Below are 19624 nucleotides of genomic sequence, written 5' to 3'. Positions count from 1 at the left end.
TTACGGCCTCAATTCGATGACCGTTTTGCCGATCCGCACCGGAACACCAAGTTCCACGGGAAGTGTACGCGTCAGTGCGTTGCCACCGAGGAAGGTTCCATTGGTGGAGCCCAAATCTTCAATAAACCAGCGGGTCCCCTGCGGAAACAGGCGGGCGTGCCGGCCGGAGGCGTAGTCGTCCTCCAAGACGAGGGTGGCCTCCTGGGCGCGCCCCAGCAGGATGGGGATGCCAGCGAGCTCAAGGGTGGTTCCTGCCAGTGGGCCCTCAGTCACCACGAGTTCACGTGCTTGAACCTTGGCCGGAGGCGCCTCTTCCACCAATTCAGGGTGCTTTCGTGCCTGGCGGGCCGTGGGGGCCCCAACCTTGGCCTTGCGGCCGATGACAAGGTCGCGGCGCATTGCAGCCACCACGGCGAACACCATAATCCACATGAGGACTAGGAAGCCGAAGCGCAGGATTGTTACAACAAGGCTGAGCTCGTTCATCGCTGCCCTCCGCCGCGTACTGGCAGGATGCGGAACGTAATTTGTGTCCGTCCCATGGTGATGGTGGATCCGTCCCTCAGGGCCGCCATGCCTTGGATCCGGTGGCCGTCGACGTAGCTGCCGTTGGTTGAGCCAAGGTCAACTGCGGTGCTCACACCGCCGGCAGTGCGGATTTCCAGATGTTTGCGGGATACACCCGTGTCGTCTATCAAGATGTCTGCCTCCGATGAACGTCCAAGGACAATCGAGGCGGCGTTCAACGAATAGCGTTGGCCGTCGATATCCAGCACTGGCTGGCCTTGTGCAGCGGCTGGTTGCGGGGGTGACGGGGCAGGCTGCCGCTTGTAGACAGGTGCCGGGACTTCCGACGGCGCACTGGGACCTTGGGTGGGACGGGCCGGCGCCTGGGCCGGCTGTGACGGGGCGGCACTTTCCCGCTCCGTGGAGGACACGACCTCAAACTGGCCGGGTCGCATTTCGTCATGATGGTTGAAGGCTACGCGTACGGGGCCCTGCAGAACATAGCCTTGGCTGCGCGCATGGTTGATGACGACGTCGCACAACTCTTCAGCGAGGGTGACCCCCCAAGTGCGGGCGCGTTCAAAGTCGGTGTCACCCAGTTCGATGTTGAATACGTTGGGTGCCAAGGTGCGGCCGGCATCAAGGGTCATGGCCTTGTCGTCCAGCTCGCGGCGGAGGGCGTTGGCCATCTCCACCGGCTGCAATGTCTTGGAGCCCAGTGAGAAGGCGCCACGCACTGCCTTTTCAATGCCCTTTTCGACGTTGTCAAACAATCCCATGCGCTCTCCTCTCCTCAAGGTGTTGATACTGCTTCTCGTTGCCGCCGCTGACGCGGGGTGAATCCAGAGTCTCCTCGCGGCCCGTGAACGGGCGCAACGCGAGGGTCATCCGCGCTGCGGACAACCGTGTTCAAGCTTGATACTACTGCCGCAGTCTTTGAATATACCCATAGAGAGGGCCGAATGTGGCAAATTTCCTACCCTGGTAGGGGAAGTTTAAGGAAGTTTTGAGAGAAGGGAAATCCGCGTGTTCTAGGGGCTGTGGGGCACATTTGAAGGGTGATTTACCCGCTCCGGGACGTGTGTGGAGCGGCTCGTTTAGGCAAATCGGGCAAACGTCCTATATGCTTGATCTCGCTGTTCCACTGAAAGCCGAAATCACTTCGGTCCGACAGTGAAGCAGATTCAAAAAACGCGCGAGTGGCGGAACGGCAGACGCGCTGGCTTCAGGTGCCAGTGTCCGAAAGGGCGTGGGGGTTCAAATCCCCCCTCGCGCACGTTTTGAAAGATCCCCGGCAGGAACCAAGTGTTCCTTCCGGGGATCTTTTGTTGCCCGAACGTTCTGTGAGGCCGTGGACGTGCGCTCCAATTGCCTCTCCCGGACGCCGGTTCGGCTCGAGAGCCAGCCTCAACGGTCTTCGACCCAGCAGCCCGAGCAGCCATGGGCGGTGAAGGCAGGGATGGCGAAGTCTCACCATGTGCGTTTGGCTCCGTCAGCCTTCCTCTTATCTATCTAATGGCAACATCCAGTGAGGCGTGCTGGGCTTCAGGAATTCGGTGGCGCGCTGGCGCAGCACCGACAAATCAGCCAGATAATCTGGCCTGGCTTCCGGCATCGCCGTCCTTCCTTATATAAGGGATGCGGTAGAAGGTGTGTCTTCTGGATGTCGATGCCGGCAGCAGGTGACCGGTCATCGAACAGCTGATGTGGGACGCCGTAGCGCTGAGCCCGTTACCGGCAACTTTCCATCCATGACACGGAGGGTAAGGGTCATGCCCCGATGCGGCAACCCCACCGCGACCACCCGGTCCTGCTACGTGTCGCTGGAAGGCGGATCCGCGAACCGCATTCATGCGCCGACCCGGTCGGTCTGAGTCGTGCGCCCCGTGCGTGCCCGCTGCGACTTGCCAGGCTATGAATACGGGGAAGTCGGCCATGCCATGTGGTCGATTCGCGCATCTGCGGACAACCGTTCCCCGTCCTCGGCGGTTATCACCATAGGAGCTAATCACTATGGGACCTGTTCGTTGGTGAGACGCTGTCGGCGGAGAAGACATGGATTGGGGAGCCGCCACCATGCGATGCGAGCAAGCACCCGCAATCTCTTCCTGCCGAAGGGGCATGGCGTCACACGGGTATTAACATGGTGTGGCCGCAATCAGCAGCACGGATTGCTCGCTGATCCCATCCACTGACCGACCTTGCAGAAATGGACTTCACCGGCCCGCGCTGTCAAAAGCGATACCTCAGCCATGCACAGCTTCTACAACTTTGCCCCAGATGGTTCGGCACCCGCTGTCCAGGTATCCCTATATACAGAAGATCCACAGCCGGCGCCCCGGATCTGCAACTACCTCGCGGGGATGTGGCTATAAAGAGGGCGCCCGGCCGAAAACGAGCCCCGGCTCTGGCCGCTTCCCTATTGGGGCACATAGGATCGTCACATGAAACAACTTTTGATCCAGATTGGCTTTCAGCTGGGCAGTTCTGCAGTGGCACTCATTTTGGCCGCCATGCTTCTGTCCCGCTTCTCCTTGGGCATCGGTGGTTTCATCACCGCGGTGGTCATGTTCACCATTGCACAGTCGGTATTGGTGGGTCTGGTTGCAAAACTCGCCACCAAGCACCTGCCAGCCATGGCAGGCGCAGCGTCACTGGTCTCCACCTGGTTGGCACTCATCATTGCCAACCTGCCATTTGGCGGCATTCGAATCTATGGATTCTGGACGTGGATCTGGGCCACTCTCATAGTCTGGGGTGTGACAGCCCTGTGCGCTGTACTAGTGCCCAAGTACCTCGCCAAGGCTTCCAAGGCGGCATAGCCGCTATTGTGGCCACCACTTTTCCGCCCACAATTTGCAGAGGCGCCGTCCGATTTGCACACCCGCAGAAAGGGGTGTATTGTTTTTCGAGTTGCCCCGCTTGGTGCGGAGGTCAACGGATCCCCTTTCTTGATTGTTTGCCGGCGGACTTGTTTTGCTGGTGGATGGTTGTGTTCTGGTGGGTGGGGCTGGCCGGTTTGGTTGGTTTTGCTTTCTGGCTTGTTGGGGGGTAAGATTGAAAAGTTGCCCCGGTGCTGATCGCCACGGACTGAAGCGTTTGTTTTGGTTTGGGTGTGTGGCTGGGTGTGGTTGTTGTTTGAGAACTCAATAGTGTGCCAAGTTTTATTGATACCAATTTATTTATTTGATTGGTTATTTGGTTGTGTGTTGCCGCCCCTGTGGTGATGCATGATCGTTTAGCTGGTTTCGAATTTAGTGCACGCAGCTGTCATCTTTTTCCGGTGTGGTTGTGTGTGTCTGTTTAGTTATTAACGGAGAGTTTGATCCTGGCTCAGGATGAACGCTGGCGGCGTGCTTAACACATGCAAGTCGAACGATGAACCCCGCTTGCGGGGGGATTAGTGGCGAACGGGTGAGTAACACGTGAGTAACCTGCCCTTAACTCTGGGATAAGCCTTGGAAACGGGGTCTAATACTGGATATTGACATGGTCCCGCATGGGGTTGTGTTGAAAGATTTATTGGTTTTGGATGGACTCGCGGCCTATCAGCTTGTTGGTGAGGTAATGGCTCACCAAGGCGACGACGGGTAGCCGGCCTGAGAGGGTGACCGGCCACACTGGGACTGAGACACGGCCCAGACTCCTACGGGAGGCAGCAGTGGGGAATATTGCACAATGGGCGCAAGCCTGATGCAGCGACGCCGCGTGAGGGATGACGGCCTTCGGGTTGTAAACCTCTTTCAGTAGGGAACAAGGCCAGTCGTTGACTGGTTGAGGGTACTTGCAGAAGAAGCGCCGGCTAACTACGTGCCAGCAGCCGCGGTAATACGTAGGGCGCAAGCGTTATCCGGAATTATTGGGCGTAAAGAGCTCGTAGGCGGTTTGTCGCGTCTGCCGTGAAAGTCCGGGGCTCAACCCCGGATCTGCGGTGGGTACGGGCAGACTAGAGTGATGTAGGGGAGACTGGAATTCCTGGTGTAGCGGTGAAATGCGCAGATATCAGGAGGAACACCGATGGCGAAGGCAGGTCTCTGGGCATTAACTGACGCTGAGGAGCGAAAGCATGGGGAGCGAACAGGATTAGATACCCTGGTAGTCCATGCCGTAAACGTTGGGCACTAGGTGTGGGGGACATTCCACGTTTTCCGCGCCGTAGCTAACGCATTAAGTGCCCCGCCTGGGGAGTACGGCCGCAAGGCTAAAACTCAAAGGAATTGACGGGGGCCCGCACAAGCGGCGGAGCATGCGGATTAATTCGATGCAACGCGAAGAACCTTACCAAGGCTTGACATGAACTGGAAACACCTGGAAACAGGTGCCCCGCTTGCGGTCGGTTTACAGGTGGTGCATGGTTGTCGTCAGCTCGTGTCGTGAGATGTTGGGTTAAGTCCCGCAACGAGCGCAACCCTCGTTCTATGTTGCCAGCACGTAATGGTGGGGACTCATAGGAGACTGCCGGGGTCAACTCGGAGGAAGGTGAGGACGACGTCAAATCATCATGCCCCTTATGTCTTGGGCTTCACGCATGCTACAATGGCCGGTACAATGGGTTGCGATACTGTGAGGTGGAGCTAATCCCAAAAAGCCGGTCTCAGTTCGGATTGGGGTCTGCAACTCGACCCCATGAAGTCGGAGTCGCTAGTAATCGCAGATCAGCAACGCTGCGGTGAATACGTTCCCGGGCCTTGTACACACCGCCCGTCAAGTCACGAAAGTTGGTAACACCCGAAGCCCATGGCCCAACCCGCAAGGGAGGGAGTGGTCGAAGGTGGGACTGGCGATTGGGACTAAGTCGTAACAAGGTAGCCGTACCGGAAGGTGCGGCTGGATCACCTCCTTTCTAAGGAGCACCAAACACCACAACAGGCACCGCATGGTGACTGCCGGTGGTGTGAGGAGAATAATCCATTGCGAGAACGTTTGTTTCTCGGTGGGTTGCTCAAGGGTGGAATATCAATGAAACAGGTGCCTGCCGGCACGGGGCAGTCCGAGATTAGTACAGCAATCCTTTTGGGGGTTGCGGGGAACGTTTCATCATGGATTGCTGTGTTCTGGTGGGTAGTGTTTGGCACACTGTTGGGTCCTGGAACAACAACAGGCCCTCCCCCTTTTTTGTGGGGTTGGGTTTGTGGTTGTGCCTGGTTTCCCGCACGCAACGGACTTGCTGACTTGGACACTTTGGTGTTGTTGGTGGGGATGTGTGTGGTGGGGTTGTTGTTTGAGAACTACATAGTGAACGCGAGCATCTTTTATAAGAAAGCAATTTCTTTGAGAAAATGAATGAACCTGGAACTGGATGCCGGCTTGCATGCACTTGTGTGTGTGGTTGGTGTTTGTTTTCATGGTTCTCTCGATAGAAGTACAAAAATTTTGTGAGTGCAACATTTTGTGTTGTTCTTGTGAGTTTGACTGCATGTGTGTGGTCAAGTTTTTAAGGGCGCACGGTGGATGCCTTGGCATTAGGAGCCGAAGAAGGACGTAGGAATCTGCGATAAGCCTCGGGGAGTTGATAACCAAACTTTGATCCGAGGGTGTCCGAATGGGGGAACCCCGCTACCCGTCGCAAGGCGAGGTGGTGACCCGCACCTGAATATATAGGGTGTGTGGAGGGAACGTGGGGAAGTGAAACATCTCAGTACCCACAGGAAGAGAAAACAATAGTGATTCCGTTAGTAGTGGCGAGCGAACGCGGATCAGGCTAAACCGTGTCATGTGTGATAGCCGGCGGGCGTTGCATGGTGCGGGGTTGTGGGACTTACCGATCCAGTTCTGCCGGACTGGGAAGGGGAATGGTGCATGTATAGGTGAACGGTTTTGAATGGCCGACCGTAGAGGGTGAGAGTCCCGTAACTGAAATGCAGTGCACTCCCTGGTGAGTATCCCAAGTAGCACGGGGCCCGAGAAATCCCGTGTGAATCTGTCAGGACCACCTGATAAGCCTAAATACTACCTAATGACCGATAGCGGACAAGTACCGTGAGGGAAAGGTGAAAAGTACCCCGGGAGGGGAGTGAAATAGTACCTGAAACCGTGTGCTTACAATCCGTCAGAGCCACCTTGTTGTGGTGATGGCGTGCCTTTTGAAGAATGAGCCTGCGAGTTAGTGTTACGTCGCGAGGTTAACCCGTGTGGGGAAGCCGTAGCGAAAGCGAGTCTGAATAGGGCGAGTGTAGTGGCGTGATCTAGACCCGAAGCGAAGTGATCTACCCATGGCCAGGTTGAAGCGCGTGTAAGAGCGCGTGGAGGACCGAACCCACTTCAGTTGAAAATGGAGGGGATGAGCTGTGGGTAGGGGTGAAAGGCCAATCAAACTTCGTGATAGCTGGTTCTCCCCGAAATGCATTTAGGTGCAGCGTTGCGTGTTTCTTACTGGAGGTAGAGCTACTGGATGGCTAATGGGCCCTACAAGGTTACTGACGTCAGCCAAACTCCGAATGCCGGTAAGTGAGAGCGTAGCAGTGAGACTGTGGGGGATAAGCTTCATAGTCGAGAGGGAAACAGCCCAGACCACCAACTAAGGCCCCTAAGCGTGTGCTAAGTGGGAAAGGATGTGGGATTGCTTAGACAACCAGGAGGTTGGCTTAGAAGCAGCCATCCTTAAAAGAGTGCGTAATAGCTCACTGGTCAAGTGATTCCGCGCCGACAATGTAGCGGGGCTCAAGTACACCGCCGAAGTTGTGGATTTCAAACACTACCCAAGCCAACGCAAGTTGGTTCAGGGGTTTGGAGTGGTAGGGGAGCGTCGTGCAGCCATTGAAGCCGCCGTGTGAACGAGCGGTGGAGGCTGCACGAGTGAGAATGCAGGCATGAGTAGCGAAAGACGGGTGAGAAACCCGTCCGCCGAATGATCAAGGGTTCCAGGGTCAAGCTAATCTGCCCTGGGTAAGTCGGGACCTAAGGCGAGGCCGACAGGCGTAGTCGATGGACAACGGGTTGATATTCCCGTACCGGTGAAGAACCGCCCCTATTGAACCAGTGATACTAACCACCCAAGACTTGATTCTGCGTGCCTTCGGGCCAGGGAATCTTGTTGCGCGTGGGACCCGATCTGGGGATGTAAACGTATTAACAGGTGTGACGCAGGAAGGTAGCCGAGCCGGGCGATGGTAGTCCCGGTCTAAGGATGTAGGAAACACGATAGGCAAATCCGTTGTGTTGTCTTTGATGACGATTCTGAGATCTGATGGGACCCCCGCATGGGGGAATTCGGTGATCCTATGCTGCCAAGAAAAGCATCGACGTGAGGTTCCAACCGCCCGTACCCCAAACCGACACAGGTGATCAGGTAGAGAATACTAAGGCGATCGAGAGAATTATGGTTAAGGAACTCGGCAAAATGCCCCCGTAACTTCGGGAGAAGGGGGGCCTGCCCCGTGAAGGACACTAGCTGTCCGTGAGCGGGTGTGGGCCGCAGAGACCAGGGGGAAGCGACTGTTTACTAAAAACACAGGTCCGTGCGAAGTCGCAAGACGATGTATACGGACTGACTCCTGCCCGGTGCTGGAAGGTTAAGAGGACCGGTTAGCACGCAAGTGCGAAGCTGAGAATTTAAGCCCCAGTAAACGGCGGTGGTAACTATAACCATCCTAAGGTAGCGAAATTCCTTGTCGGGTAAGTTCCGACCTGCACGAATGGAGTAACGACTTCCCCGCTGTCTCAACCATAAACTCGGCGAAATTGCAGTACGAGTAAAGATGCTCGTTACGCGCAGCAGGACGGAAAGACCCCGAGACCTTTACTATAGTTTGGTATTGGTGTTCGGAGTGGCTTGTGTAGGATAGGTGGGAGACTGTGAAACCGCAACGCTAGTTGTGGTGGAGTCATCGTTGAAATACCACTCTGGTCACTTTGGACATCTAACTTCGGCCCGTAATCCGGGTCAGGGACAGTGCCTGATGGGTAGTTTAACTGGGGCGGTTGCCTCCTAAAAAGTAACGGAGGCGCCCAAAGGTTCCCTCAGCCTGGTTGGCAATCAGGTATCGAGTGTAAGTGCACAAGGGAGCTTGACTGTGAGAGGGACACCTCGAGCAGGGACGAAAGTCGGGACTAGTGATCCGGCGGCACATTGTGGAATGGCCGTCGCTCAACGGATAAAAGGTACCTCGGGGATAACAGGCTGATCTTGCCCAAGAGTCCATATCGACGGCATGGTTTGGCACCTCGATGTCGGCTCGTCGCATCCTGGGGCTGGAGTAGGTCCCAAGGGTTGGGCTGTTCGCCCATTAAAGCGGTACGCGAGCTGGGTTTAGAACGTCGTGAGACAGTTCGGTCCCTATCCGCTGCGCGCGCAGGAAATTTGAGAAGAGCTGTCCTTAGTACGAGAGGACCGGGACGGACGAACCTCTGGTGTGTCAGTTGTACTGCCAAGTGCATCGCTGATTAGCTACGTTCGGAAGGGATAACCGCTGAAAGCATCTAAGCGGGAAGCCCACTTCAAGATGAGATTTCCATACACTTTATGTGTGAGAGGCCCCCAGCTAGACCACTGGGTTGATAGGCCGGACGTGGAAGCGAGGACTAAAGACTCGTGAAGCTGACCGGTACTAATAAGCCGATAACTTACACCACACACACTCTTATAAACACTAAGACTGCTCGCGTTCACTATGTGGTTCCCAAACAACAAACCGTTTGGAAACCCAACACCACAGAAACCCTGTGACCACCCCCACCACCACAACGGTACGGGACGGCACCAGGGGCCTGTACAATAAAATAACAACAAGTTGTTCACAAAAGGAACACCCAACAAGCCACCCAACCAAACACGGTTCGGGGAACGAGTTACGGTGGTCATAGCGTGGGGGAAACGCCCGGTCCCATTCCGAACCCGGAAGCTAAGACCCACAGCGCCGATGGTACTGCATTCGAGAGGATGTGGGAGAGTAGGACACCGCCGGACAACACCAAAACGAGGTCGAGGCCCCACACCACCAGGTGCGGGGCCTCCCTCCACTTAACAACCAAAACCACCACGGCCACCACACGGCCGGCTCAACCACACACCATGGCCGCCCCACCAGGCGGCCACCCGCACTCAACACCCACACCCCGGCCGCCCCACCAGACGGCCACACCCCTTTAACCGGCTCTCCGTGGTTCGTGGTGAATTCCATTGTTGTCATGGATGATTCACCGCTGTTCGGGCGGCGCTCCTGAGCATAATACGTGTTGTGTAGTTGGCGCTATTGACGAAGCCACGGCCGGTCCTCTTGATGTGTTTGATGCTGGTGTTGTTGGCTTCGACTTTTCCTGTGGTGGCGCCGGTGACGATGAGGACCTCGATCTCTTTCCACCAACGGCAAATGGTCCGCCAGAGCCTGGTCGTTTCTGGCTGATTGGATTCCTTGACGAGGCGTTCGAGTTCTTCCTTGGCCAGCTCGGCATCCTCCAAGGAGCCGGTGCGCAGCAGCATTCGCACTTGCTCTTTCACGTCCCAGGCAGCCTTGAGTTTCCTCGTCGGGTCATCGGTCGCGAAGACTGTCTCTAGCTTCGCCCGTGCTCGATCTGAGAGTGTGTCGCTGGCCCGCAGGAGCAGCATCCGGTGCGCCCAGGCTGGATCCACGGCCCGGCCACGGCGACCACGTACCTGGTGAGAAAGTTGCTGCCTGACTTCTGTCAGTGCCTGATTCGCTAGCTGGATCAGATGGAAATGATCCACTGAGACGGCGGTGCGGGGCAGCCACATCCGCAATGCTTTTCGGAAGGCTGCTGAGGGATCAATAGCAACAACTTGCACGCCGAGCCGCCACTCCAGGGGCCGCTTGATGAGCCACGCACCGACCCCGGTGTGGTCTCGCCCGTCAACAACACCCAGGATCTGCCCGGTATCCAGGTCAACGATCGTCGTCATCCACGGTTCGATGCGCTTCCAGAGACTCGTTTCCGGGTCTTTGAAGAAGCGCACGGACCGGAAACGGTGTTCATCAATACCGAGCATGCGTGGCCGTAAGAGATCAACGTTGGGCAGTTTCGTTGCCGCCAAGGTCAAGGCTTTTTGCACCAACCACCACGAGACCCCGTGGGCGATGGCTGTTTCTGTCGCTGCCCGCCCGGAAGAGACCACCGCATCAACTAGTGCGCCGTGGAGCCGGCTCGTGGTGCGTGACCTGGCCGGGATCTCGAGCGTGGATTCAGAGAAGGTTCTGCGGGGACATGATGATTCGTCGCAGAACAATCGCCGCTTGGCCCACACGACTTCCACCGGACCAGCCACCGGGATATCGCGAACGCGTTGCTGCCGGCCGGAATGGCGCCGGGTGCCGATGACACCGCAGCTAGGGCATCCGGAATCGACGGTGCTTTCAATATGGATTCTGCGTTGGCCGAAACTCAACGTCTCGGTTCCCAGAACGCGGTAATCGTGAAGATTGAAGATCGTGGTGGCAGCATCAGCGTGCGGCAAAGTAAGCTCGTTCAAGGCTCGTAGTCCTGTCATCGATGAATGCGTCAGAACATCCATCACAACGCAGGCTACGAGCCACCTCCGTTCAGTGACACGAAACCAGAATTCACCACGAACCACGGAGAGCCACTTAACACCCACACCCCGGCCGCCCCACCAGGCGGCCACACCCACTTAAACCACCCCGGCCGCCCCACCAGGCGGCCACCCGCATTTCATCACCCCGGCCGCCCCACCAGGCGGCCACCCGCATTTCATCACCCACACACCACCACCGGCACCGTGCCGGCCATCGCCCCGGGGAGGCACCAGCCTTCGCATGCGCCGCATGAGCCCCCGTTCGGGGAGCGCCCGCCGCGTGCGCGGAGAAGGATCCTGCCACCAGGCAGCTGCCGGTGCCGGCCCCGGGTTGACGAACGGCGCCAGGGCTTTTGCGCTCCGGCCACGTATGACCGGTTGCCGGAACACCCGGCGGGCCCGGCGTTGCCGGTGTGGCTGGTTCCCTGGTGCCTTCCTTTCGTGCCGGTCCCGGTGGTTGCCGGTTCAAACACCGGCATCCCGCAAGGAATCCGCCGACGCCACCTGCCCCGCCGCCCGACGCCACCTGCCCCGCCGCCCCGCAGTCCTGCAGCCCTGCCGGCGTGCTGCCGTGGGGTTGTGGGGTGTGGGTGGGCTGGGGTTTGGGCTGGGGAGGGAGGTCCTTGAAGGGGTGCCGGGGCCTTCATCGCCCGGCTGGAATCGCACTGTTGGCGGTGCCGGACCCCGGGGACGGCTCCCGTACACGGGTCCGGGGGCAGGTTTCTCTTGGCTGCCGGCCTGCCCTGGGGGCTGGTTTCTCTTGGCTGCCTGTCTCGCCTGCACTGTCGTCGCGTCAGGTCTGGTGTTGTGGCTGCTGGGGCGGGTGCCGGGTGCCGTGGCACGGACGCATTTTTTTTGCCGGCGGTCATGGTCCGGGTGTGACGCTGGTGGCCCGGGATGCTGGATTTGTTGCACGACCGGCCCGGCCGGGACCTGGTGGCGGGGGTGCAGGGGCCTGGTTGCTGCAACCGATGGGCCGGGGTCTGGTTGCTGGGTCTGGTGGTGTGCCCCTGGGCCCCGGGTTTTTTGTGGTGCGGGGTGTGGGGTGTCGGGTGGAGGGTGCGTGGTCTGGTGGGGTGGTGTGGGTCACGGTTGTGGTGGTTTTGGTGGTGGTTTTTGGGTGTTGGTGGGGTGTGGGATGGGGATCACAGTGGGGTGTTTGTTGGTTGTGTTTCCGGGGTTTTTGGGGGGGTTGGTGGGTTGGTGGGGGGTGCTTTTTGGGTGGTGGGGGTGGTGGTGGATGTGCGTTTGGGTGGAAAGGGGTGTATTGTTTTTCGAGTTGCCCCGCTTGGTGCGGAGGTCAACGGATCCCCTTTCTTGATTGTTTGCCGGCGGACTTGTTTTGCTGGTGGATGGTTGTGTTCTGGTGGGTGGGGCTGGCCGGTTTGGTTGGTTTTGCTTTCTGGCTTGTTGGGGGGTAAGATTGAAAAGTTGCCCCGGTGCTGATCGCCACGGACTGAAGCGTTTGTTTTGGTTTGGGTGTGTGGCTGGGTGTGGTTGTTGTTTGAGAACTCAATAGTGTGCCAAGTTTTATTGATACCAATTTATTTATTTGATTGGTTATTTGGTTGTGTGTTGCCGCCCCTGTGGTGATGCATGATCGTTTAGCTGGTTTCGAATTTAGTGCACGCAGCTGTCATCTTTTTCCGGTGTGGTTGTGTGTGTCTGTTTAGTTATTAACGGAGAGTTTGATCCTGGCTCAGGATGAACGCTGGCGGCGTGCTTAACACATGCAAGTCGAACGATGAACCCCGCTTGCGGGGGGATTAGTGGCGAACGGGTGAGTAACACGTGAGTAACCTGCCCTTAACTCTGGGATAAGCCTTGGAAACGGGGTCTAATACTGGATATTGACATGGTCCCGCATGGGGTTGTGTTGAAAGATTTATTGGTTTTGGATGGACTCGCGGCCTATCAGCTTGTTGGTGAGGTAATGGCTCACCAAGGCGACGACGGGTAGCCGGCCTGAGAGGGTGACCGGCCACACTGGGACTGAGACACGGCCCAGACTCCTACGGGAGGCAGCAGTGGGGAATATTGCACAATGGGCGCAAGCCTGATGCAGCGACGCCGCGTGAGGGATGACGGCCTTCGGGTTGTAAACCTCTTTCAGTAGGGAACAAGGCCAGTCGTTGACTGGTTGAGGGTACTTGCAGAAGAAGCGCCGGCTAACTACGTGCCAGCAGCCGCGGTAATACGTAGGGCGCAAGCGTTATCCGGAATTATTGGGCGTAAAGAGCTCGTAGGCGGTTTGTCGCGTCTGCCGTGAAAGTCCGGGGCTCAACCCCGGATCTGCGGTGGGTACGGGCAGACTAGAGTGATGTAGGGGAGACTGGAATTCCTGGTGTAGCGGTGAAATGCGCAGATATCAGGAGGAACACCGATGGCGAAGGCAGGTCTCTGGGCATTAACTGACGCTGAGGAGCGAAAGCATGGGGAGCGAACAGGATTAGATACCCTGGTAGTCCATGCCGTAAACGTTGGGCACTAGGTGTGGGGGACATTCCACGTTTTCCGCGCCGTAGCTAACGCATTAAGTGCCCCGCCTGGGGAGTACGGCCGCAAGGCTAAAACTCAAAGGAATTGACGGGGGCCCGCACAAGCGGCGGAGCATGCGGATTAATTCGATGCAACGCGAAGAACCTTACCAAGGCTTGACATGAACTGGAAACACCTGGAAACAGGTGCCCCGCTTGCGGTCGGTTTACAGGTGGTGCATGGTTGTCGTCAGCTCGTGTCGTGAGATGTTGGGTTAAGTCCCGCAACGAGCGCAACCCTCGTTCTATGTTGCCAGCACGTAATGGTGGGGACTCATAGGAGACTGCCGGGGTCAACTCGGAGGAAGGTGAGGACGACGTCAAATCATCATGCCCCTTATGTCTTGGGCTTCACGCATGCTACAATGGCCGGTACAATGGGTTGCGATACTGTGAGGTGGAGCTAATCCCAAAAAGCCGGTCTCAGTTCGGATTGGGGTCTGCAACTCGACCCCATGAAGTCGGAGTCGCTAGTAATCGCAGATCAGCAACGCTGCGGTGAATACGTTCCCGGGCCTTGTACACACCGCCCGTCAAGTCACGAAAGTTGGTAACACCCGAAGCCCATGGCCCAACCCGCAAGGGAGGGAGTGGTCGAAGGTGGGACTGGCGATTGGGACTAAGTCGTAACAAGGTAGCCGTACCGGAAGGTGCGGCTGGATCACCTCCTTTCTAAGGAGCACCAAACACCACAACAGGCACCGCATGGTGACTGCCGGTGGTGTGAGGAGAATAATCCATTGCGAGAACGTTTGTTTCTCGGTGGGTTGCTCAAGGGTGGAATATCAATGAAACAGGTGCCTGCCGGCACGGGGCAGTCCGATATTAGTACAGCAATCCTTTTGGGGGTTGCGGGGAACGTTTCATCATGGATTGCTGTGTTCTGGTGGGTAGTGTTTGGCACACTGTTGGGTCCTGGAACAACAACAGGCCCTCCCCCTTTTTTGTGGGGTTGGGTTTGTGGTTGTGCCTGGTTTCCCGCACGCAACGGACTTGCTGACTTGGACACTTTGGTGTTGTTGGTGGGGATGTGTGTGGTGGGGTTGTTGTTTGAGAACTACATAGTGAACGCGAGCATCTTTTATAAGAAAGCAATTTCTTTGAGAAAATGAATGAACCTGGAACTGGATGCCGGCTTGCATGCACTTGTGTGTGTGGTTGGTGTTTGTTTTCATGGTTCTCTCGATAGAAGTACAAAAATTTTGTGAGTGCAACATTTTGTGTTGTTCTTGTGAGTTTGACTGCATGTGTGTGGTCAAGTTTTTAAGGGCGCACGGTGGATGCCTTGGCATTAGGAGCCGAAGAAGGACGTAGGAATCTGCGATAAGCCTCGGGGAGTTGATAACCAAACTTTGATCCGAGGGTGTCCGAATGGGGGAACCCCGCTACCCGTCGCAAGGCGAGGTGGTGACCCGCACCTGAATATATAGGGTGTGTGGAGGGAACGTGGGGAAGTGAAACATCTCAGTACCCACAGGAAGAGAAAACAATAGTGATTCCGTTAGTAGTGGCGAGCGAACGCGGATCAGGCTAAACCGTGTCATGTGTGATAGCCGGCGGGCGTTGCATGGTGCGGGGTTGTGGGACTTACCGATCCAGTTCTGCCGGACTGGGAAGGGGAATGGTGCATGTATAGGTGAACGGTTTTGAATGGCCGACCGTAGAGGGTGAGAGTCCCGTAACTGAAATGCAGTGCACTCCCTGGTGAGTATCCCAAGTAGCACGGGGCCCGAGAAATCCCGTGTGAATCTGTCAGGACCACCTGATAAGCCTAAATACTACCTAATGACCGATAGCGGACAAGTACCGTGAGGGAAAGGTGAAAAGTACCCCGGGAGGGGAGTGAAATAGTACCTGAAACCGTGTGCTTACAATCCGTCAGAGCCACCTTGTTGTGGTGATGGCGTGCCTTTTGAAGAATGAGCCTGCGAGTTAGTGTTACGTCGCGAGGTTAACCCGTGTGGGGAAGCCGTAGCGAAAGCGAGTCTGAATAGGGCGAGTGTAGTGGCGTGATCTAGACCCGAAGCGAAGTGATCTACCCATGGCCAGGTTGAAGCGCGTGTAAGAGCGCGTGGAGGACCGAACCCACTTCAGTTGAAAATGGAGGGGATGAGCTGTGGGTAGGGGTGAAAGGCCAATCAAACTTCGTGATAGCTGGTTCTCCCCGAAATGCATTTAGGTGCAGCGTTGCGTGTTTCTTACTGGAGGTAGAGCTACTGGATGGCTAATGGGCCCTACAAGGTTACTGACGTCAGCCAAACTCCGAATGCCGGTAAGTGAGAGCGTAGCAGTGAGACTGTGGGGGATAAGCTTCATAGTCGAGAGGGAAACAGCCCAGACCACCAACTAAGGCCCCTAAGCGTGTGCTAAGTGGGAAAGGATGTGGGATTGCTTAGACAACCAGGAGGTTGGCTTAGAAGCAGCCATCCTTAAAAGAGTGCGTAATAGCTCACTGGTCAAGTGATTCCGCGCCGACAATGTAGCGGGGCTCAAGTACACCGCCGAAGTTGTGGATTTCAAACACTACCCAAGCCAACGCAAGTTGGTTCAGGGGTTTGGAGTGGTAGGGGAGCGTCGTGCAGCCATTGAAGCCGCCGTGTGAACGAGTGGTGGAGGCTGCACGAGTGAGAATGCAGGCATGAGTAGCGAAAGACGGGTGAGAAACCCGTCCGCCGAATGATCAAGGGTTCCAGGGTCAAGCTAATCTGCCCTGGGTAAGTCGGGACCTAAGGCGAGGCCGACAGGCGTAGTCGATGGACAACGGGTTGATATTCCCGTACCGGTGAAGAACCGCCCCTATTGAACCAGTGATACTAACCACCCAAGACTTGATTCTGCGTGCCTTCGGGCCAGGGAGTCTTGTTGCGCGTGGGACCCGATCTGGGGATGTAAACGTATTAACAGGTGTGACGCAGGAAGGTAGCCGAGCCGGGCGATGGTAGTCCCGGTCTAAGGATGTAGGAAACACGATAGGCAAATCCGTTGTGTTGTCTTTGATGACGATTCTGAGATCTGATGGGACCCCCGCATGGGGGAATTCGGTGATCCTATGCTGCCAAGAAAAGCATCGACGTGAGGTTCCAACCGCCCGTACCCCAAACCGACACAGGTGATCAGGTAGAGAATACTAAGGCGATCGAGAGAATTATGGTTAAGGAACTCGGCAAAATGCCCCCGTAACTTCGGGAGAAGGGGGGCCTGCCCCGTGAAGGACACTAGCTGTCCGTGAGCGGGTGTGGGCCGCAGAGACCAGGGGGAAGCGACTGTTTACTAAAAACACAGGTCCGTGCGAAGTCGCAAGACGATGTATACGGACTGACTCCTGCCCGGTGCTGGAAGGTTAAGAGGACCGGTTAGCACGCAAGTGCGAAGCTGAGAATTTAAGCCCCAGTAAACGGCGGTGGTAACTATAACCATCCTAAGGTAGCGAAATTCCTTGTCGGGTAAGTTCCGACCTGCACGAATGGAGTAACGACTTCCCCGCTGTCTCAACCATAAACTCGGCGAAATTGCAGTACGAGTAAAGATGCTCGTTACGCGCAGCAGGACGGAAAGACCCCGAGACCTTTACTATAGTTTGGTATTGGTGTTCGGAGTGGCTTGTGTAGGATAGGTGGGAGACTGTGAAACCGCAACGCTAGTTGTGGTGGAGTCATCGTTGAAATACCACTCTGGTCACTTTGGACATCTAACTTCGGCCCGTAATCCGGGTCAGGGACAGTGCCTGATGGGTAGTTTAACTGGGGCGGTTGCCTCCTAAAAAGTAACGGAGGCGCCCAAAGGTTCCCTCAGCCTGGTTGGCAATCAGGTATCGAGTGTAAGTGCACAAGGGAGCTTGACTGTGAGAGGGACACCTCGAGCAGGGACGAAAGTCGGGACTAGTGATCCGGCGGCACATTGTGGAATGGCCGTCGCTCAACGGATAAAAGGTACCTCGGGGATAACAGGCTGATCTTGCCCAAGAGTCCATATCGACGGCATGGTTTGGCACCTCGATGTCGGCTCGTCGCATCCTGGGGCTGGAGTAGGTCCCAAGGGTTGGGCTGTTCGCCCATTAAAGCGGTACGCGAGCTGGGTTTAGAACGTCGTGAGACAGTTCGGTCCCTATCCGCTGCGCGCGCAGGAAATTTGAGAAGAGCTGTCCTTAGTACGAGAGGACCGGGACGGACGAACCTCTGGTGTGTCAGTTGTACTGCCAAGTGCATCGCTGATTAGCTACGTTCGGAAGGGATAACCGCTGAAAGCATCTAAGCGGGAAGCCCACTTCAAGATGAGATTTCCATACACTTTATGTGTGAGAGGCCCCCAGCTAGACCACTGGGTTGATAGGCCGGACGTGGAAGCGAGGACTAAAGACTCGTGAAGCTGACCGGTACTAATAAGCCGATAACTTACACCACACACACTCTTATAAACACTAAGACTGCTCGCGTTCACTATGTGGTTCCCAAACAACAAACCGTTTGGAAACCCAACACCACAGAAACCCTGTGACCACCCCCACCACCACAACGGTACGGGACGGCACCAGGGGCCTGTACAATAAAATAACAACAAGTTGTTCACAAAAGGAACACCCAACAAGCCACCCAACCAAACACGGTTCGGGGAACGAGTTACGGTGGTCATAGCGTGGGGGAAACGCCCGGTCCCATTCCGAACCCGGAAGCTAAGACCCACAGCGCCGATGGTACTGCATTCGAGAGGATGTGGGAGAGTAGGACACCGCCGGACAACACCAAAACGAGGTCGAGGCCCCACACCACCAGGTGCGGGGCCTCCCTCCACTTAACAACCAAAACCACCACGGCCACCACACGGCCGGCTCAACCACACACCATGGCCGCCCCACCAGGCGGCCACACCCCTTTAACCGGCTCTCCGCGGTTGGTGGGGGTTTGAGTTCTTGATTTGCCTATGCAAAGGGCCCGTGGCCCTGCTGGGATGAGTGTGTCTAAGCATACAACCTGGAACAGGACCACGAGCCTTGAACGAGCCTACCGTTGTGGCAGTTGACGCTGCCACCATGCTTTTCAATCTGCCCGACTACCGCGTCATATCACCGAGCCTGACCGCTGAGGGTTTCCGCCAAGTCGGCAGCCACAACCACCACACACCGGCAGCAACAGGTCCTTCTGCTGCTTCCTGGCGGGCGTCGAGTCAAGAAGCAACGGTGCCCAAAGCAGCAGCGAGGACCGCCCTCAGCGCCGGGTCGTTGCCGCGATCTGTGCGATGCACGATGTATTCCACCAGAGGCGGAAGGCCTTCGTTGAAGTCGACAAGTGCCAGCCTGGGGTCGTGACTGAATTCCACTTCACCCATGAGCCCCGTGCCTAATCCCGCCAGCACGGATGCTTCCACAGCTTCCCTGCTGCCGGCTTCCGTAACCTCCGACGGGACCACATTCCACCGTAGGAAGGCTTCTTCTGTGGCACTGCGGGTCACGGAGCCCTGTTCGCGGATGACGACTGGCTGACTGTTGAGAATGTGCACACTCGCCGTTCTCATGGCAGTCAGCGCCGAGTCGCGCAGCACCACTGCCACCAAGTCCTGCGTCGTGAGTACTTGCGTGGTCAGCAGCGGATCGGTCGTGGCATCCGCGACGATGCCTGCGTCCAAGGCGCCACTGAGCACCTGGGCCCGGATGCCTGCTGAGTTTCCACTGCTGATGGAGATCTTCACTCCGGGGTGCAGCTCGCGAAGCCGCTTCAGGACCGGGACTGCATGGACGGGCGCATCGGCGCCGAGGCGCAGTCGTGCCTGGACTGTCATGTTCTCGGTTGAGAGCAGCAGTTCTGCATCGCGTTCGGCTGCAAAGATCCTGCGGGTCACTTTGAATAGTTCCTCGCCCTTACTGGTGGTTTCCATGCCCCCGCGGGTCCGGTGCAACAGCAACACCCCGTGGTCCATTTGCAGTCGGCGGACCTGTTCCGACAATGTTGGCTGGCTGACTCCCGCCGCGGTCGCAGCAACCGAGTAGCTGCCATGGGAGGCGACAAGGTGGAACGCGCGCAAGTGGGTCATGTTCATAGATGAATTCTATATTCGACATAGGAGTACTCAATGTGAATAGAGATCGCCCATGCTCCTTCAG

At 56.8% G+C, this 19624-nt stretch carries 7 protein-coding genes, 1 tRNA gene and 6 rRNA genes; 10 read left to right on the top strand and 4 right to left on the bottom strand.

What is annotated here, in order from left to right:
• Together JOF48_RS07355 and JOF48_RS07350 are read right to left on the bottom strand one after the other, a co-directional pair.
• Positions 1–486: an FHA domain-containing protein FhaB/FipA gene (locus tag JOF48_RS07355; RefSeq protein ID WP_209679023.1), complete on the bottom strand. Its 486-nt coding sequence runs from the start codon at positions 484–486 to the stop codon at positions 1–3.
• Complete coding sequence (locus JOF48_RS07350) at positions 483–1286, bottom strand: FHA domain-containing protein (RefSeq protein ID WP_209679021.1); 804 nt, start codon at positions 1284–1286, stop codon at positions 483–485. Before JOF48_RS07350 ends, JOF48_RS07355 begins: the two co-directional genes overlap by 4 nt.
• 414 nt (positions 1287–1700) lie before the next feature.
• Here JOF48_RS07350 and JOF48_RS07345 point away from each other — a divergent pair.
• The 6 genes from JOF48_RS07345 to rrf (JOF48_RS07320) all read left to right on the top strand — a co-directional run bounded on the left by JOF48_RS07345 (position 1701) and on the right by rrf (JOF48_RS07320) (position 9412).
• A tRNA-Leu gene (locus JOF48_RS07345) sits at positions 1701–1783 on the top strand.
• A 1168-nt stretch (positions 1784–2951) separates the two neighbouring features.
• Positions 2952–3329: a hypothetical protein gene (locus JOF48_RS07340; RefSeq protein WP_209679019.1), complete on the top strand. Its 378-nt coding sequence runs from the start codon at positions 2952–2954 to the stop codon at positions 3327–3329.
• Positions 3330–3817: 488 nt separating this feature from the next.
• Positions 3818–5350: ribosomal RNA gene (locus JOF48_RS07335) — 16S ribosomal RNA — on the top strand.
• 116 nt (positions 5351–5466) lie between these two features.
• A complete protein-coding gene (locus tag JOF48_RS07330; RefSeq protein WP_209676077.1) occupies positions 5467–5790 on the top strand; it encodes a hypothetical protein in 324 nt (107 codons plus the stop codon).
• A 141-nt stretch (positions 5791–5931) separates the two neighbouring features.
• Positions 5932–9078 (top strand): 23S ribosomal RNA (locus tag JOF48_RS07325).
• Between the two features lie 217 nt (positions 9079–9295).
• Positions 9296–9412 (top strand): 5S ribosomal RNA (rrf, locus tag JOF48_RS07320).
• The 16S, 23S and 5S rRNA genes sit together here, the layout of an rRNA operon.
• A 219-nt stretch (positions 9413–9631) precedes the next feature.
• On the opposite strand, the gene JOF48_RS07315 is transcribed toward rrf (JOF48_RS07320), so the two are convergent.
• Positions 9632–10930: an ISL3 family transposase gene (locus JOF48_RS07315; protein WP_245346434.1), complete on the bottom strand. Its 1299-nt coding sequence runs from the start codon at positions 10928–10930 to the stop codon at positions 9632–9634.
• Between the two features lie 1739 nt (positions 10931–12669).
• Between JOF48_RS07315 and JOF48_RS07310 the strand changes: the two genes are divergently transcribed.
• From JOF48_RS07310 to rrf (JOF48_RS07295), 4 genes are all read left to right on the top strand, one after another.
• Positions 12670–14202, top strand: a 16S ribosomal RNA gene (locus JOF48_RS07310).
• A gap of 116 nt (positions 14203–14318) precedes the next feature.
• Positions 14319–14642 (top strand): hypothetical protein, encoded by a 324-nt coding sequence (locus JOF48_RS07305; protein WP_209679017.1) that lies wholly within the window; start codon positions 14319–14321, stop codon positions 14640–14642.
• Positions 14643–14783: 141 nt separating this feature from the next.
• Positions 14784–17930 (top strand): 23S ribosomal RNA (locus JOF48_RS07300).
• A gap of 217 nt (positions 17931–18147) precedes the next feature.
• Positions 18148–18264: ribosomal RNA gene (gene rrf, locus JOF48_RS07295) — 5S ribosomal RNA — on the top strand.
• 426 nt (positions 18265–18690) lie between these two features.
• On the opposite strand, the gene JOF48_RS07290 is transcribed toward rrf (JOF48_RS07295), so the two are convergent.
• Positions 18691–19560: a LysR substrate-binding domain-containing protein gene (locus JOF48_RS07290; protein WP_209679015.1), complete on the bottom strand. Its 870-nt coding sequence runs from the start codon at positions 19558–19560 to the stop codon at positions 18691–18693.
• Positions 19561–19624: the final 64 nt, after the last annotated feature.

It is taken from the genome of Arthrobacter stackebrandtii (genome assembly GCF_017876675.1).
Lineage (GTDB): Bacteria > Actinomycetota > Actinomycetes > Actinomycetales > Micrococcaceae > Specibacter > Specibacter stackebrandtii.
Note: the sequence above shows the minus strand (reverse complement) of the source record. Positions and strands in the feature narration are given on the sequence as shown.